The following is a 16,156-nucleotide window of genomic DNA, read 5'->3' as shown; positions in this document are numbered from 1 at the left end:
TAGAGCGGGCGTGATGGACCAGACGCAAGCCAGGCAAAGAGCAGCGCGAGCCGTAGTCTTGAACATGATGCCTCCTCCATTCAATAGATAGTGCAGGACGTCTTGGAGATGTCGCTGGTTCCTCATGCGTGGATCACGGACGTGCGATCCGTTGCGGCGTCGACATGGCGCGTGCAGGCGGGCGTCGCGCGGATGCCGTCGTCTCAGGGCGGACCCGACGGGTTGACCGGCAGCGCGTCGCTTCCGAGCTGCAGGCAGGTCAGCATCGCCACGTAGGATGGGGCGCCGCCGATCTGGCTCTCCGCCGCACAGGTCCGGCGCTCCGCCACGTCGAACGTGGCCCAGCGCCTGATCAGGGTGCGCCGCGCGGCAGCCTCGTCGGACAGGCAACCCCGGTAGCTCGCCCGATCGACGGCGCTGGATCCCGCCCGGTGCTCCGGCGCGCAGATCGCCCGGATATTGAAGTCCGGAACCCCCGACGCCCGCGCGGACGCCGTCAGGGTTCCGCCGAGGAGCAGTTCGAGTCCCAGGACGGTCGAGATCCAGAATCGCCGCACGCGACCCTCCCGTGTTCGTGCCGACCGGGCCGCGCCTGAGATCCATCGGGCGCGGCCATCCTCAGCGGTCGGTCACCGACCGGTCTTGGCACCCGCGGTCGTGCCCGTGGCCTGCGGCACGCCCTTGTCGGCCGCGGCGGCGGTCGCCTTCTGGGGCACCGCGACCGCATCGATCACGTCGAAGCGCATGTTGTCCTGGGCTGTCTTCAGAGCCGCATTCGCTTCGTAATACTTGCCCTGTCCGATCAGCGCCGCCGCCTGGTCGACATTTGCGATGGTCGTGTTCAGCGGCAGGACTGCCATCGTGAAGTTGACGTCGACATGGGCGAGCTTGAGCTTCTCCAAGGCGCCTTTCTGGTCACCCTGTGCGAGGTTCTTGTTCGCCTCGGTCACCGCCGAGGCCTTGGTGGGCGTGGCCACGAAATCGTCGCCCACGGTCAGCTGCGCGTCGACAGGCACCCAGGCGACCTGCTCCTTGGAAGCCGGCTTGGCTCCGGCCTTGTCCCCCGGCGCGGTCGCCTTGTGAGCGGCCATGTCGGCCGGCGACTTGAGCTCGGCCTCGGCCTTGGTGAACACCGCGTCGTCCGACTTGGCCTTCGCGAAGGCCGCCTGAGCCTTGGCGATCATGTCCTTGGCCTGGCCGGGATTGGCCTCGAAGATCGCGAGGCGGGTAAGCTGGAGATCCCTGAAGCCCTGCGCGCCGTCCTTCGAGAGCTTGCCGACATCCTTGTCGATTGCGGTCTGGCTCGCGCTGACCTGCGTGCCGTTGTGCTGGGCCGCCTGCTCCGCCGCGTAGGCCGTTCCGCCGACGATTGTGGTGAGCACGAGGGCCGCAACCATGGATTTATGGTAGGACATAGTGAAATATCCCTCTATTAACGGAGACAAGGCCTTCATCTGCATTGGCCTTATTCATTCCGTGTTCAGATAATAGACCGGCGATGATTTGGTGGCATGTCCGCAAGATTAAAAACCGGCAATGCGGCTGCCGGCATCGGACGGCGATGGCGATCCCTCGGCGGCGTCACGGGTTCCTCCGCGGCGCGCGCTCAGCGCGGCAGGAAGCGGCCCGCGCGCGCTTCCAGCAGGCGGACCAACGCGGGCGCCATGAACGCGTAGGCGTCGGGGATATCGAGGCAGACGAGGCGGACCCCGCGCAGATGTGCCCCGAAGCGCCGTATCAGCTTGCGCCGGTGCGCGGGCTCCATGACGACGACGATCTCGGCCCAGGCGAGATGGTCGACGTCCACCGGCTCGTCGGCGTCGGGCGACACGCCGGCGCTGGCCGTCTCGATCCCAGGGACGCGCGCGAAGATCTGCTCTGCGGTCGGGCTGCGGGCGCGCGCCCGGCCGCAGACGAACAGGATCCTCACACGCCCTCCGCCAGGACGGATTGCCGCTCGAACAGGGCCCGATACGCCCCGTTCGGGTGACGCATCAGGGCTGCGTGGGGGCCGTCCTCGACGATGCGGCCGCGGTCGAAGACGAGGATGCGATCGAGGGCCCGCACCGTCGACAGCCGATGGGCGATGACGATGGCGGTGCGCCCGCGCATCAGTCGGATCATGGCCTCCTGCACCAGCGCCCCGGATTCCGAATCCAAACTCGAGGTCGCCTCGTCGAGGATCAGGATCGGCGCATCCGCCAGGAAGGCGCGGGCGAGCGCCACGCGCTGGCGCTCGCCGACCGAGAGCTTGACCCCGCGCTCGCCGACCAGCGTGGCGTAGCCCTTGGGCAGCCGCCCGATGAAGGCGTGCGCGTTCGCGAGATGCGCCGCCCGCTCGATCTCCTGCGCCGAGGTGCCGGGGCGGGCATAGGCGATGTTCTCGGCCAGGGAGCGGTGGAACAGCACCGGTTCCTGGGGCACGATGGCGACCTGAGCCCGCAGGCGCGCTTGGCTCGCCGACGCCACGTCCTGTCCGTCGATCGCCCACATGCCGCGGGAGATCTTCCGGACCGTGGAGCCCGAGAAGGTGTTGGCGTGCCACTCCGGGGAGAAGCGCTGGACCCGGCCGAAGCCGTTGCGGACGATGCCGCTCATGGTGTGCAGCGAGAGCGGCACCACCAGGCTCCACGCGACATGCCGCAGCACCGCGGTGGCGAGGCCGAGCCCGGTCATCGCCAGGAAGGCGGGCCACGCCGCCTCCAGCGCCGCGCGGCGCTCGCTCCCGAAAGGGCGTCGACCAAGCGGCCCGCGTAGAGCGGCAGCAACACTTCCGCCAGGGTGGCGGGCGTGATCGCGCCGGTAAGACCGGCGACGAGGGGCCAGCGCCTGTGCCAGCTGCGGACGACGAAGGCCAGGACGCGACGGACCGCGTCCGCCTGCCGGGGCGAGGACAGAGACATGCATGTGCCCGACGCGGGCAGGCGTCGGCTCCGAGCGACGCGGGCGCACCATCGCGAAGGATGCGCGCCGGCGAAATGAGACGGGCGTGTATTCAGGAGCGCCGGGCAGCGGGGCCGGGCGAAAGCGGGAAGCGTTTAGCCGACCCGCACGGGGGCGCGGTCAAGTCCTGCGGTGAGGACGGCAAACACAGCACTCATGCAGCTCCCTCCCGATGCCAGCGCGACAGTTCCCGAGGCTAGGAGAGCCCGAACTGATTCGCAACGCGCGGCGCACGGTCGTGCCAATGTGGGTTGCGCCGCGCCCGGAACGCTTCTCAGTCGACTGGGCGGCCGCCTCGCGCCGACCGGCGCGCCGGGATCCGTCCCGATGAGGGCGCCAACCGGTCACGCTTTGTTGAAAAGCTGACGCAGGCCGGTGTAAACATGTCTGTGCGAGTCTGGCCTCTGGCCAACGACCTGGTTGCGCGCTTCTTGATTGCTGCGACGCATCCGCAATTGGAGACGGACGGTGTCGCACTCCCTGGTGGACCGGGACGCGCTCGATGAACTCACGGCCGTCATCGGCGCGGAGAAGCTCGTCGGCCTCCTCGACCGGTTCGTCGTCAGTCTCACCACCGCCTTCGAGGGGCCGGATCGCGCCAATGACGATTACGGCCGCGAGGCGCATACGCTGGTCTCGATGTCGGGCATGCTCGGCTGCGCCGAGCTGTCCCGGGCCTGCCGCGGTCTCGAGGAATCCGCCAAGGCCGGCGACGATCTGACTGGATCGCTGATCGACCTCAGAACCCTGCGCGACCGGACGATCGCGGCCCTCCGGGACCTGCGGGCGCAGACCCGGCTCAGCGCCTAGCGCCGGGCAGCAAAGTCCGGATCAGGCCGCCATCACGGCGTCGAGGGGCGCCTCGAAGGTCAGCACCGCGCCCTCGCGGGGATAGCTCAGGTGGGCGGTCCCGCCGAAGCTGTGGGCGAGGCTGCGGGCGATGAGACGGGTGCCGAAGCCCGTCCGGGTCGGAGGCGTGACGGGCGGTCCGCCGCTCTCCTCCCACCGGAACCGGAGCGTCTGCCCGCCCGCCGCCTCCGCGACGTTCCAGGTGATGCGGACCCAGCCTGCGGCCACCGACAGCGCGCCGTACTTGGCCGCGTTGGTCCCGAGCTCGTGCAGCATCAGCGCCAGGGTCATGCCGTGCCGCGGGCCGAGCGTCAGATCGGGGCCGGCGATGCGGAAGCGGCCCGCCACGCCGTCCCCGTGGAGGGACACGGCCCCCTCGACCAGGCCCGTCAGTGAAGCCCGGGCGAAGGAGCCCTGCAGCAGGACGTCGTGGGCCTTGGCCAGGGCCAGAAGCCGCGCGGCCAAGGCCTCGCCGGCCGCCTCCAGCGAGGGCGCGTTGCGCATCGTCTGCGTGGCGACGGCCTGGACCATGGCCATCGTGTTCTTCATCCGATGGGCGAGTTCCTGCATCAGCAGCGTCTGGTTCGCCTCGGTCAGCTTCAACTCGGTGATATCGCGTGACACGGCCAGGATGCGCTCGGGCCGGTCCGGTGCCGCACCGATCGGCGTGACGGCCACGTCCCACCACCGGATCGTGCCGCCGGTCTCCGACTGGGCCTGAAACCGGCTCGGGCGTCCGATCCGCGCCCGGTCCAGGGCCGCGGCCACGGCCTCCCGATCCTCGGCGCGCGTCCAGGCCTCGATCCAGGGCCGGCCGATCGCCTCCGCCTCGTCCGCGGCGGCGGACAGGGCCGGGCCGTCCTCGCTGGCGGTGATCAGGCACCCGTCACGGTCCAGCAGTTCCAGGAAATCGTTTGTGGCTTGCTGTGACCCCGACGGGAGCAGCCGGTCGGTGGCGCGTGGTGCCATCGCCGAGCCGAGCCCGGAAGTTCCCCGGAATGTCGGCCTGTGCGGCGTCGCAATCCATTCGGCCGCCAGGCGCCCGGCTTCGACACGGCTCGCCGCTTCGACGATCCGACCGAGTCGCCGGCTCCGCTGCCGTTCCCGGTCCGCCTGCGTTGTGGCCTGGGAGAGCAAGTGGCGCAGGCGGATGTTCTCCGCTTCGAGCGTCTCGACGTGGCACTCAACCCCGTCGATCCGCGGCCGTACGATGTCCGCATCCATCGCCCGCCTTCCCCCCTCGTCGTCGCGACGGGGCGCCCGTGCAAGGCGCACCGCCGGAGGTCTCCCGATCACGCGGCGCGGCGACGCGAAGTCGGAGCCTGAGCGGCACTGGCGGTCTGAACCGCTTCTGGTGCCGTCTGGCCACTCGCAGCCAAGCGAATCGCTGGACGTGTCACGCTAGCATGGCGTGCGGGATAATCAAACGAGTACGGTATTCGGTCGCAGGTGAGACGGTTTTAATCGCCGAGTGCAGGCGCGAAGACGGTTACTTATTTCGCATCAGCAGCACGAGCCAGCCGATCCCCAGGATGAAAATAATTAATCCGATCGAGACGAAGACGGGGGTGCCGAGGTCGATCAGCCGGGGCGCGAGCTGGGTGGCGAAGGCCGCCACCACCAGGGCCACGGCGACCCGCGCGGCGGCGCGCTCGATGCCGCGGGTGACCTTGTCGAGGCCCTTCACCTCGATCTCGACGGTGACGCGCCCCTGCTTGAGGCGCACCAGCATCAGGTGGATCAGGGTCGGCAGCTCCGAGGCGGCACCATACAGACCCACGCCCAGAGCCTCGGCCTTCTGCTTGAGGGCCGAGAGCGAGAACTGCGTCTGCATGCTGGCGCGCACCGTGGGACCGGCGGCGGCGAACAGGTCGAAGTTCGGGTCGAGGTGGCGCATCACGCCGTCGGCGGTCACCAGCCCCTTGAACAGGATGGCGAGGTCGGTGGGCATGGCGAGGTCGTTCTCGCGGGCCATGTTCATGAAGTCGGTGAGCACCAGTCCGAGATTCAGCGGAATCGACGAGTGGCTCTCCACGAAGGACTGGGCCGAGACCTGGAGGCGGGTCAGGTCCGGGTTGCTGGTGCCGGTCCAGTCGAGGAGCACGGCCATGAGGCCGTCGGCATCCTGCTTGAGCATGGCGCCGATCAGCACGAGCAGCTGCGAGCGCCGCCGCTGCGACAGCCGGCCGATGATGCCGAAATCGATGAAGCCGATCTTGTTGCCGGGCAGGGCCAGCATATTGCCGGGGTGCGGATCGGCGTGGAACACGCCCTCGATCAGTGCCATCTGCAGGAACGCGTCGGTGCCCTTCTGGGCGAGCAGCTTCTTGTCGATGCCCGCCGCGCGCAGGGCCGCCTCGTCGTTGGGCGGGATGCCGTGGATGAAGTCCTGCACCAGCACGCGCTCGGAGCAGTATTCCCAGTGGATCTTCGGGAAGACGATGTCGTCGCGGTCCTCGAAGATCTGGGCCAGCAGCTCGCAGTTGCGGGCCTCGTTCAAGAGATCGAGCTCGCCGTTCAGCCCGTCGGCCAAATGGCGCATCTGCTCCCGCGGCTGGTAGCGGGCCATGTCGGGCCACTCGTTCTCGACGATGCGGGCGCCGTGCGCCATCAGACGCAGGTCCGCCTCGATGATCTTGCGCAGGTTCGGTCGCAGCACCTTGACGATCACGTCCTCGCCGGAGTGCAGCCGCGCCCGGTAGACCTGGGCGATCGAGGCTGAGGCGATGGGGTTGGTGTCGAACTCGGCGAAGACCTCGAGGGGCGAGCCGCCGAGATCGAGTTCGAGCTGCGGGCCGATCTGCTCCCACGTCACCGGGACGACCTGGCTGTGGAGCTTCTGCAGTTCCTCGGTCCAGGCCGGCGACAGGAGATCCGGCCGGCTGGCCAGGACCTGCCCGAACTTGATGAAGGTCGGCCCGAGCGCCTCGATCGCCCGGCGCAGCCGCTCGGGCTCGGACAGGCGGGTGACGTCGACCCGGGGCTGACGGCGCGGCACCAGCGGCAGGTAGCGCAGGCCGAGCCGGTCCACGACGCGGGTGACGCCGAAGCCGATCAGGATCGTGGCGATCTCGGACAGCCGCTGACGGTCGCGGGCGGCAACGAAGGCTGTCTTCAGCATGAGTGGGGCGATCCGGTCGGACGGGATTGGGCGTCCGGACAGCACGAGCATAAGGACTTTTTTGCGGTCGCGAACCCCGGGAAGCCCGTCGCGGCCGAGAGAGCCGTCGCCGCAGGCGTCAGGCGGGGGCGCGTTCCCGATCCTTCCGCCCGTGCCGGATGCGGACGATCAGGAGAGCCGCGCCGTCCGCGATAGGGTCGATCCCGTGCGCGTGTGAGTGGGGGCGCACGGGCGGCTCGACATCCCACTGTCCAGGCGCCGTTCGGGGATGGGATGCCGGCATCCGGAACGCGTCGAACAGGCCGTCGCGGTGGTGCCCGCCGCGCAGGCCTCGGCGACGCTGTCCTGATCGCGTCGGACCGGGTCGCGCGCACAGTCACTCGCATGCCTTTCGCGGCCCGTATCGGCTGCGCTTCGGTTCCAGGCTCCATGGCCTCGGGATGGCCCCGGGCAGCGAGACGTTCATCCGGCCCCCCTGCGCTCCGGGGCAGGGTGTGCCGACGATGATCAAGAGCTTGACCGGATCCGGCCGCGTCGTGCGTTTCAGAAGGCGGGCTCCAGCCCGCTCGCCCGGTACGCCGCAGCCGCCGCCGGCGTCGTCAGGCCGGCCAGGAACCGGGCGGCGCCGGCCCGGTCGGTCGCATCGCGCAGGATCGCGGCCGCGAAGGTCGTCACCTCCTGCACCGGCTCGGGGAAGGGGCCGACCACCGCGATCCCCGGCACCACCATCAGCTCGCTGATCTGCTGGACCGCGATGTCCGCCTCACCGGAGACGAGCTTCTCGGCGGTGAACCCCTGCGGGATGATGGTCGCCCGAGCGTTGACCGCGTCGGCGAGGCCGAGCCGCGGCAGCAGGCCGGCGAAGTAGATCCCGCTGGCCCCCGCCCGGGAATAAGCCACGGACCGCGCCTCCACGAGGGTGCGTTTCAGCGCCTCGACGCTCGTGATGTCCGGATGAGGAGCGCCCGCCTTGACGGCGATGCCGTAACGCGAGCGCACGACATCGACCCGGCTCTCCGGCTCCACGCGGCCTTCCGCGATCAGCCGGTCCATGGCGTCCGACAGAACCACCACCGCGTCGGCCGCCTCACCCTCGGCGAGCGCCTTCATGATCACGGTGGTCGGCGCCCAGTGGATCGCCGTCCGGCCACCCGCGGCCTCGCAGGCCGGGATGACATGCGCATCGAAGGCGCCGCGCACCACCAGGGCGCATTTCAGCCGTGTCACCGTCTGCGCGTCTACCATGTCGTGTTCCATCGGGTTGCGTGGGCGACTGTCGATCCATCGATCGGATGGCCGCTCCCGGACGCTCCGCGCCCGGACTTCATCAGGATGCGGCGTCCGGATGGGCGTGCCGTCGCCCGGAAGCCTGGGCGCCGTCACCGCGGTGGCGCCGCCCGTGAATAATCGATCCCCGCGAACCCGCCGCCCTGGTAGCGCTCGACCACCGGGTCGCCGCTGGTCTTGCCTTCCAGGGCCGCGGCGTAGGAATCCGCGCTGTCTTGCGGGGTCCAGCCGATCACGGCGCGCCCGTCCCGCCGCCACCATGTCATGCGGCTGTTGTTGGATGCGGCCCAGATCACCACCGAACCGGCCGGTCCGAGGCTCGGCGCCAGGGTGGCGCGGGCGATCAGCCGGGTCAGGTCGGCGTAGGACAGCCAGGTCGCCAGCATCCTGGCGTCGGTGGGCTCCGGGAAGCACGAGCCGATCCGCAGGAAGACGCTCTCCACCCCGTGCTTGTCGCGGTAGAGGCCGCCCATCAGCTCGCCGTAGGCCTTGGACAGGCCGTAGAAGCCGTCCGGGGCGAGGCTGCAATCGTCGTCCAGTACCGCGGAGCGCGGGTGGAACCCGATGGCGTGGTTCGAGGAGGCGAAGATCATCCGCGCGCCCTCGCGGCGGGCCGCATCATAGACGTGGTAGAGGCCGCGGATATTGGGGCCGATCACCGTCTCGAACGGATGCTCCACCGAGATCCCCCCAAAGTGGAGGATCGTGCCACAGCCCTCGGCCAGCCGCAGGATCGCCGGCCCGTCTTCCAGGTCGGCAAGTTGGAAGCGCGCCCCCGCGGGCAGGGGGTCGGGGAAGGGGGCGCGGTCGGTAAGCCGGAGGGCCCACCCCTGTTCGCCGAGGGCGCGGGTCAGTACGCGCCCGAGTGCGCCCGAGGCTCCGGTCAGGAGGACGGGTTTCTGCGGGACGGTCTCGGTGGTCATGGGACGCGGCTCCGGAGAGCGCTCTCGGCCGACGGTGTCCCCGGTGCGGCGTGGGAGAACGCGCGATCGATAGGGATAGACAGCTGCGCGCGGTGGCGGGGCCACGATACACGGCAGCGATCCTGTTCTCACCTCGCGACGCACAAGGCCCCTCTCCCGTGCGGGAAAGGGGATCCGCGCGCCGCTCGGAGCCCGTCCGGTCACGCGGCCCGTTCGGAACGGACCGTGTCCCGGATGTCGGGTTTTGTCCCGCACGCCGTGACGGTCGGCTGCAATCGGGTACGGCGATGCGAGCGGCGAGGGTGGCGGTGAGCCCCGCGGCTGCACGACGCTCATGGCCAACGGCGCCCCTGCCTCAGCCCCGCCGCGGGACGCGGCGGAGGAAATCGGGGTTCAGCTCCGACAGGCGGTTCACGCCGATCAGCGCCATGTCGCGGTTGAGCTCCTCCTTGAGGATCCGCATGGCGAGTTCGACCCCCGCCACCCCGCCCAGCGCGGCGGCGAACATGAAGGGCCGGCCGAGCAGGACGAAGTCGGCGCCGAGCGCCAGGGCCTTCATCACGTCGGTGCCCCGGCGGATGCCGCTGTCGACGATGATCTTCAGCCCGCCCTTGCGGGCGGCGACCTCCGGCAGCACGTCGAGGGGGGCGACGGCGTAGTCGAGCTGGCGGCCGCCATGGGTCGAGAGGATCACGCCGTCGACGCCGCACGACCGGGCGATCTCGACATCCTCCGGCGCCAGGAGCCCCTTCACCAGCAGGTTGCCGGACCAGCGCTTGCGGATCGCCTCCAGGTTCTTCCACGAGAGCTGGTCGCGGGCGATGGTGTTGCGCACCGCCCCCTGCGACATCATCGGCGGTCCGCGCGTCGCCTCGGTGTTCTCGAAATGCGGCGCCCCGTGCTGGAGGAAGGTCCGGGCGACTGTGCCCAGGAGCCAGCGCGGGTGCGTCGCGCTCTGCCACGCCACCTTGGGCGTCACCTTGATCGGCATGGAGAAGCCGCTGCGGGTGTTGTGCTCCCGGTTGCCCAGCGTCGGCGTATCGGCGGTGACCACGAAGGTCCGGTAGCCGGTAGCCTCGACCCGGTCGAGCAGACGGTCGATCCGGTGCTGATCCCCCGGCAGGTAGCCCTGGAACCAAGCCTGCGGGTTCTGGGCGTACACGTCCTCCAGCTTGATCAGCGAGGACGCGCTCAGACACATCGGCAGGTTCATCCGCCGCGCCGCCTCGGCCAGGACGAGGTCGCCCCGGTAGGCGATGAAGGCGGCGCCACCCAGCGGACCGATGCCGAAGGGCGCCGCGTAGGTCTGGCCGAACAGCGTCGTGGCGGTGTCGCGCCCAGAGGTGTCCCGCATCAGCCGGGGCAGAAGGGCGTAATCGGCATAGGCACCGCGGCTCTGCGCCAGGGCCGATCCGGTCTCGACCCCGCCGGCCACGTATTGAAAGATCATCGGCGGCAGGCGCTTGCGTGCGTGCCGCTCGAAATCGTCGAGGGCCAGCAGGTCGCGGAACCGGTAGGGCGTGGCCGCGTCGCTGCGCTTCAGGCTGGTGACGATCGCCTGCGGGGCGGCGATGCCCGCCGCCGTCGCGTCGGCGCCGCCGATGGTTGGCGCCGCGCGCTCGGGCGTTCTCAACTCGGACGCTGGCCGGTCGAGCGTCGCCATCGGATCCTCCTCCGGGCCGCCCCGATACACGGCTGTCTTGAAAGCGCTTTCAGATAGTCAGGAGGCAAGAGGGGTGTCAATATACTGCCGGTTTGCGGGTCCGGCCGCGTCACGCATCGACGCGATGCGGATATGCCGTCGATCCGGGACGATGCGCATCGCGCTGACCGTCGATGCTGGCTGAGGGAAGCAGACGATTTCGACGCGGGAGCTGACCGGGGCTTTGCCTGGAGACATTCTCGACCCGCCATCCCGGGGCCCGGTGGCGCGGGATGTCGCCCGCCGCGCCGGTGTTTCCACCGCCACCGTCTCCCGGGTGCTCAACGGCTTCGCCGGGGTCCGGGCCGACAAGCGGGAGGCCGTGATACGCGCCGCGCAGGACCTCGGCTTCGTCGCCAACGGGGCGGCCCGGGCGCTCTCGACGCGCCGGTTCATGGCGGTCGGCGCCGTCGTGCCCAACATCGAGAACGAAGCCTTCGTGCGTGTCCTGTCGAGCTTCCAGGACCGGCTGCGGCAGGCGGGCTACACCCTGGTCGCCGCCAATGCCGGCTACGACCTGGAGGACGAGTTGCGGGAGGCGACCTTCCTGCTGGAGCGCGGCGTCGACGGGCTGATGCTGGTCGGCGACATCCACCATCCGGACCTCCATGCCCGGATCGCCCGCGCCGGTATCCCGATGGTGCAGACCTTCAGCCTGTCCCGCGAGCGCCCCTGCGTGGGCTTCGACAACGCCGCCTCGGCGGCCCGGGCGGCCAACTATCTGATGGATCTCGGGCATCGCCGGATCGGTGTGATCTCGGGCCTGCGCAAGGACAACGATCGCGGCGGCGCCCGGGTGACGGGCATCGCGGCGGCGCTCGCTGCCCGCGGCCTCGGTCTCGCCCCGGAGCACGACATCGAGATCTCCTACGGGATCGGCGGCGGCCGCGACGGATTCCGCCAGATGCTGGCCGGCGGAGAGCCGCCGACCGCGATCATCTGCGGCACCGACCAGATCGCCTTCGGGGCGATGATCGAGGCCCGGGCGCGGGGGCTCTCCATCCCCGGAGACCTGTCGGTGATCGGCCACAACGATTCCGACTTCGCGCCCTTCCTGGACCCGCCGCTCACGACGATCCGCATCCACTCCGCCGAGATCGGGCACGCCGCCGGCGACCACCTGATCGCTCGGATCCAGGGCAAGCCGGTGGTGCGCCTCACCGAGATCGAGGCCGCGTTGATCCTGCGCGCCAGCACCGCTCCGCCCGGGCGTCGCGGAACCTGACCTGCGCTATCTTGCTACCCATTTGAAATCGCTTACAACACCACGACCGGCCGCGGGCCGGCGCTTCGACCAGCCCGGGACACGGCATGGCTCCCCGCATCGTCCTCCTGCACGCGACACCGGTCGCCATGGCACCGATCCAGACCGCCTTCGCGGAGAACTGGCCGGAGGCCGAGACGGTCAACCTGCTCGACGATGGTCTCTCGCTGGATCGGGCGAAGGAGCCGGCCGCGATCTCGGAGGCCATGATCGAGCGCTTCGTGCGGTTCGGCCGCTACGGCCACGACATGGGTGCCGACGGCATCCTGATCACCTGCTCGGCTTTCGGGCCGGCCATCGACCGACTGATGGAGGCCGTGCCGGTGCCGGTGCTCAAGCCGAACGAGGCGATGTTCCGTGCCGCCATCGCCAGGGGCGAGCGCATCGGCATGCTGGCGACTTTCGGCCCCTCGGTCGGCACGATGACGGACGAGTTCGAGGAATTCGTCGCCGAGACCGGACGTCCGGCGAGCCTGCGGACGATCCTGGTGGACGACGCGATGGCGCGTCTGCGCGCCGGCGACGCCGAGACCCACAACCGTCTGGTCGCCGAGCGGGCACCGAAGCTTGCCGATTGCGACGCGCTCATGCTGGCGCATTTCTCCACCTCCCGGGCGGCCGAGGCGGTGCGCAAGGCCGTGGACGTCCCGGTCCTGACTGCGCCCCATGCCGCGGTCGACCGGATGCGGGCGATGGTCGAGACCGGCGGGAGCGCCTGAACCATGAAGCTCGGTGCCTTCCAGGACCGTCTCAGCGGCCATTGCGGTTTCCTGTTCACGGAGCTGCCGCTCTCCGAACGCTTCGCGGCGGCGGCCCGGGCGGGGTTCCGTGCCGTCGAGCATCCCAACCTGTTCGCGACGCCGGCCCGGGAGGTCGCGGGCTGGCTGGAACGGGCGGGCGTGCCGCTGGTCCAGACCGGCTTCCCGGCAGGGGACGCCGCCAAGGGCGAGAAGGGCTTCGCGGCGCTGCCCGACCGGGTCGCGTACTATCGCTCCACCATCGAGCCGACCCTCGACTACGTCGCGCAGCTCGGCTGCCGGATGGTCCACCCGATGGCGGGCGTCCGTCCCGCGGGGGTCGAGCGGGCGCGGCTCTGGGACACCTACCTCGACAACCTCGCCTTCGCGGCCGATGCCGCCGGGGCGCGCGGCATGACGGTGATCGTGGAGCCGATCGGCCCCGGCTCGATCGCCGACTACGTGATCGACGACCCGCTGGTGGCCGTCGAGGCGATCCGGGCGATCGGCCGCGACAACGTCAAGCTGCTGTTCGACGCCTATCACTGCGTCTGCCTCGGCCACGATCCGGCGGCGCTGATCCGGGCGCACGCGCCGCTCATCGCCCATGTCCAGATCGCCGACGATCCCGGACGGCACGAGCCCGGGACCGGCACGATCGCCTTCGACCCGATCTTCGCCGCCCTGGAGGCGGTCGGCTATTCCGGCTTCGTCGGCTGCGAGTACCACCCCGCCGCCGGCACCGAGGCGGGGCTCGGCTGGATTCGGGCGGCGGCGGTCTAGGGTTCGGGCCGGATCCTCAGAACCGGGCGGCGACGCCGCCGATGATCGTGCGGGGCTGCCCCGGCGTCGCGTAGCGGTTCTGGAACGCGCGATCGTAGAACGTCGCGTCGAACACGTTGTCGACGTTCAGGTAGATCCGCACGCCCGGTGCGATCTGATAGTACGAGATCAGGTTGACCAGCGTGTATTGCGGCAGGTTGAAGGTCGAAAGCGCCGTTCCCGCGGCGCGCCGGCCGACGAAGTCGAGGCCGCCGCCGAGCCCGAGCCCCTTCAGGTCGCCGCTCTGGAACTCGTAGACGGTCTGGAACGCGAGGCTGTTGGCGGGCACGTTGGCGATGCGCGTGCCGACCGGCAGGGTGTTGTCGCGGGCGACGGTGGCGTCGACGCGCGTGTAGGTCCCGATCACGCGCCAGCCCGGGGCCAGGTAGCCGGCGGCGGTCAGGTCGAAGCCGCGGCTGCGGACCGTGCCGGTGGCCACGCTGAAATTCGGGTCGACCGGATCGGTGCTCAGGATGTTGGAGCGTCGGATCTCGAACAGGGCGGCGGTGGCATCGAGACGGCCGTCGAGGAGGCTGACCTTCGCGCCGGCCTCGTAGCCCTCGCCAGCCTCGAACGCGAAGGGCCGGCCGCTGCGATCCGTGCCGATATTGGGCCGGAAGGAGCGCGCGTAGTTGCCGTAGACCGCCACCGTGTCGGTCAGGTCGTAGAGCAGGCCGAAGCGCGGCGTCGCCACCAGGCCCTGCAGGCCGGTGGTGGCCTTGGTCAGATTGTTCGTCGAGACCAGCCCGAGGTCCTCGACCCTGACGCCCACCAGGGCGTGGAGACGGGGCGTGAGGTCGATCTGGTCCTGCACGAAGCCGGCATAGCTCTCCGTCTTCTGCAGGAAATTCGTGACCCGCGCGGTGATCGGCGGCAGCGGCTGTCCGTAACGGGGCGCGAGCAGATCGAGGAGGAACGGGTTCGTCGCCACATTCGAGCGGTTGAACACCTCCCGGTAGCGGTAGCTGTCGTATTCCAGCCCGAGCAGGAGCGTGTGGCGGAACGGGCCGGTGTCGAACTTGCCCGCGAGATTCGCCTGCAGGTCGAGGTCGGACCACGTCAGGTCCCGCCATTCCAGGGTCCGCCGCTGGGTCCGGCCATCCGGTAGCAGGCCGATGGCGCCGACGCCATAGCCCGACAGGTTCCCGCCGAGCACCTGGGCGCCGACGTTCAGCACCCAGTCCTGGTCGAACCGGTGCTCGACCCGCAGCTGGCCGAGGGCGTTGTCGACATGGGCCGGGGGCAAGCCCGGCTCGCCGATGAAGCGGCTGCGCGGCAGGGCGCGCAGGTTGCCCCCCAACGGGACGACGCCGCGGTCGAAAGTCTGCGCCGTGCTGATGAAGTCACCCTCCAGGGTGATGGTCGTGTCCGCGTTCGGCTTCCAGGCGATGACCGGGGCGAGGGCGTAGCGGTCGCTGGTGACGAAGTCCCGGAAGCTGCCGTTGTCCTCGACGGCGCCGGTGACGCGCGCCAGAACCTGCCCGCTCTCGTCGAGGGCGCCGGTGGCGTCGAAGGTGCTCCGCTTGGCGCCGAAGCTGCCGTACTGCGTGCCGACCGTGAGGGAGCGCGCCGCGAGGGGTTGCTTGGTCACGATGTTGAAGGTGCCGCCGGGGTCGCCACGGCCGTACAGGAAGGCCGACGGTCCTTTCAGCACCTCGATGCGCTCGATGGAGACGATGTCGGGGCTGTTCGGGTAGCCGCGGTTGATCGGGAACCCGTTGCGGTAATACTCGCCGGTGGCCAGACCGCGGATCGTGAATTCGGTCAGGCCGAGGCCGCCGAAATTGTTGCCGCGGCCGACGCCCGCGAGGTCGAGGGCCGTGTCGATCCGCGTGGCCGCCGCGTCCTCCAGCACCTCCTGCGGCACCGCCACGATGGTCTGGGGCACCTCGCGCACGGGCGTGTCGGTCCGCGTGGCGCTCACCGCCCGCGTGGCCCGGTAGCCGTCGATGCGGGACGGCCCGTCGCCGGTCCCGGCCACCGAGAGTTCCTCGAGCTGGACCTCCTGGGAGTTGTCAACGATAGGTTGTGCCCAGCCGGAAGTCGGAAGAAATACTGGAGCGAGGAGGAGAGAGATTCGGGCCGCGCGCCTGGAAACGCCGCGCGATGCCTGCGTGCAAGGTCTTGCACAGTTTCGCCGTACCACGATGTCGACCGATCTGTTTCGATTGGCGTCAGATACGGTGCAGAAACATTCACGGTCAAGCTTGATTGCGGAACGTTTTGCGAGGCTAGATTTCGAATAATTACAATCTGAGCGGGATCGACAGTTCGGCCGGGCTGGCGGAGCGCACGGCGTACGGTTGAGCAGCTCCGTTGTTGCCTCGAACTTCCGGTGCTCGTGTGTGGACGAGCGAGCGGTGGATGTATCGGAGCCGTTCGGCCCCATCATCTCGGGCCGCTTCGCCGAGCCCGGGATCCAGACCCACCGAGGCGAGAAGATCTCGCACGGACCCCGGCTCCGGATCGCCCGCCTCCCGCATGCCCCTGCGGCGCCGGGATCGCCTT

General features: G+C 69.8%; 13 protein-coding genes and 1 pseudogene. 4 read left to right on the top strand and 10 right to left on the bottom strand.

Annotated elements, in window-relative coordinates; translation table 11 throughout:
* Positions 1-203 precede the first annotated feature (203 nt).
* From MCBMB27_RS14015 to MCBMB27_RS30985, 4 genes and pseudogenes are all read right to left on the bottom strand, one after another.
* Positions 204-557 (bottom strand): hypothetical protein, encoded by a 354-nt coding sequence (locus MCBMB27_RS14015; RefSeq protein WP_075380712.1) that lies wholly within the window; start codon positions 555-557, stop codon positions 204-206.
* Positions 558-629: 72 nt separating this feature from the next.
* Positions 630-1,415, bottom strand: coding sequence for a YfdX family protein (locus MCBMB27_RS14010; RefSeq protein WP_075380711.1), 786 nt, complete (start codon positions 1,413-1,415; stop codon positions 630-632).
* A 191-nt stretch (positions 1,416-1,606) separates the two neighbouring features.
* Positions 1,607-1,930, bottom strand: a complete 324-nt coding sequence (locus tag MCBMB27_RS14005) for a low molecular weight protein tyrosine phosphatase family protein (RefSeq protein ID WP_075380710.1) — start codon at positions 1,928-1,930, stop codon at positions 1,607-1,609.
* Positions 1,927-2,496 (bottom strand): annotated as a pseudogene (locus MCBMB27_RS30985) (ABC transporter ATP-binding protein); the annotation flags it as partial. The gene MCBMB27_RS14005 and the pseudogene MCBMB27_RS30985, both read right to left, overlap by 4 nt.
* Positions 2,497-3,411: 915 nt before the next feature.
* On the opposite strand from MCBMB27_RS30985, the gene MCBMB27_RS13995 reads away from it, so the two are divergent.
* Positions 3,412-3,753 carry an Hpt domain-containing protein gene (locus tag MCBMB27_RS13995; protein WP_043354763.1) on the top strand — a complete coding sequence of 114 codons (342 nt, stop codon included), beginning with the start codon at positions 3,412-3,414 and terminating at the stop codon, positions 3,751-3,753.
* A gap of 21 nt (positions 3,754-3,774) precedes the next feature.
* Here the strand turns inward: MCBMB27_RS13995 and MCBMB27_RS13990 are convergent, their stop codons facing one another.
* The 5 genes from MCBMB27_RS13990 to MCBMB27_RS13970 all read right to left on the bottom strand — a co-directional run bounded on the left by MCBMB27_RS13990 (position 3,775) and on the right by MCBMB27_RS13970 (position 10,786).
* On the bottom strand, positions 3,775-5,016 hold the full coding sequence (locus MCBMB27_RS13990; RefSeq protein WP_043382849.1) for a sensor histidine kinase: 1,242 nt from the start codon (positions 5,014-5,016) through the stop codon (positions 3,775-3,777).
* A gap of 265 nt (positions 5,017-5,281) precedes the next feature.
* On the bottom strand, positions 5,282-6,913 hold the full coding sequence (locus MCBMB27_RS13985; protein WP_043354767.1) for an ABC1 kinase family protein: 1,632 nt from the start codon (positions 6,911-6,913) through the stop codon (positions 5,282-5,284).
* 543 nt (positions 6,914-7,456) lie between these two features.
* On the bottom strand, positions 7,457-8,158 hold the full coding sequence (locus MCBMB27_RS13980; RefSeq protein WP_053609512.1) for a substrate-binding domain-containing protein: 702 nt from the start codon (positions 8,156-8,158) through the stop codon (positions 7,457-7,459).
* Between the two features lie 134 nt (positions 8,159-8,292).
* On the bottom strand, positions 8,293-9,123 hold the full coding sequence (locus MCBMB27_RS13975) for an NAD-dependent epimerase/dehydratase family protein (RefSeq protein WP_053609493.1): 831 nt from the start codon (positions 9,121-9,123) through the stop codon (positions 8,293-8,295).
* Positions 9,124-9,478: 355 nt separating this feature from the next.
* Entirely contained in the window at positions 9,479-10,786 is a 1,308-nt protein-coding gene (locus MCBMB27_RS13970; protein WP_075380709.1) for an alpha-hydroxy acid oxidase, read from the bottom strand.
* 223 nt (positions 10,787-11,009) lie between these two features.
* On the opposite strand from MCBMB27_RS13970, the gene MCBMB27_RS13965 reads away from it, so the two are divergent.
* The 3 genes from MCBMB27_RS13965 (at position 11,010) to MCBMB27_RS13955 (ending at position 13,609) form a co-directional block, all read left to right on the top strand.
* On the top strand, positions 11,010-12,050 hold the full coding sequence (locus tag MCBMB27_RS13965) for a LacI family DNA-binding transcriptional regulator (protein WP_236952711.1): 1,041 nt from the start codon (positions 11,010-11,012) through the stop codon (positions 12,048-12,050).
* A gap of 86 nt (positions 12,051-12,136) precedes the next feature.
* On the top strand, positions 12,137-12,808 hold the full coding sequence (locus MCBMB27_RS13960; RefSeq protein WP_075380707.1) for an aspartate/glutamate racemase family protein: 672 nt from the start codon (positions 12,137-12,139) through the stop codon (positions 12,806-12,808).
* A gap of 3 nt (positions 12,809-12,811) precedes the next feature.
* Entirely contained in the window at positions 12,812-13,609 is a 798-nt protein-coding gene (locus MCBMB27_RS13955; RefSeq protein ID WP_053609489.1) for a hydroxypyruvate isomerase family protein, read from the top strand.
* A gap of 16 nt (positions 13,610-13,625) precedes the next feature.
* On the opposite strand, the gene MCBMB27_RS13950 is transcribed toward MCBMB27_RS13955, so the two are convergent.
* Entirely contained in the window at positions 13,626-15,629 is a 2,004-nt protein-coding gene (locus MCBMB27_RS13950; RefSeq protein WP_083683542.1) for a TonB-dependent siderophore receptor, read from the bottom strand.
* Between the last annotated feature and the right edge of the window lie 527 nt (positions 15,630-16,156).

It is taken from the genome of Methylobacterium phyllosphaerae (genome assembly GCF_001936175.1).
GTDB lineage: Bacteria > Pseudomonadota > Alphaproteobacteria > Rhizobiales > Beijerinckiaceae > Methylobacterium > Methylobacterium fujisawaense.
Note: the sequence above shows the minus strand (reverse complement) of the source record. Positions and strands in the feature narration are given on the sequence as shown.

Excerpts from the sequence above, each read along its gene's own strand:
- MCBMB27_RS14010 (WP_075380711.1), bottom strand. The coding sequence starts at position 1,415 with ATGTCCTACCATAAATCCATGGTTGCGGCCCTCGTGCTCACCACAATC.
- MCBMB27_RS13990 (WP_043382849.1), bottom strand. The coding sequence starts at position 5,016 with ATGGATGCGGACATCGTACGGCCGCGGATCGACGGGGTTGAGTGCCAC.
- MCBMB27_RS13985 (WP_043354767.1), bottom strand. The coding sequence starts at position 6,913 with ATGCTGAAGACAGCCTTCGTTGCCGCCCGCGACCGTCAGCGGCTGTCC.
- MCBMB27_RS13980 (WP_053609512.1), bottom strand. The coding sequence starts at position 8,158 with ATGGTAGACGCGCAGACGGTGACACGGCTGAAATGCGCCCTGGTGGTG.
- MCBMB27_RS13975 (WP_053609493.1), bottom strand. The coding sequence starts at position 9,123 with ATGACCACCGAGACCGTCCCGCAGAAACCCGTCCTCCTGACCGGAGCC.
- MCBMB27_RS13970 (WP_075380709.1), bottom strand. The coding sequence starts at position 10,786 with ATGGCGACGCTCGACCGGCCAGCGTCCGAGTTGAGAACGCCCGAGCGC.
- MCBMB27_RS13960 (WP_075380707.1), top strand. The coding sequence starts at position 12,137 with ATGGCTCCCCGCATCGTCCTCCTGCACGCGACACCGGTCGCCATGGCA.
- MCBMB27_RS13955 (WP_053609489.1), top strand. The coding sequence starts at position 12,812 with ATGAAGCTCGGTGCCTTCCAGGACCGTCTCAGCGGCCATTGCGGTTTC.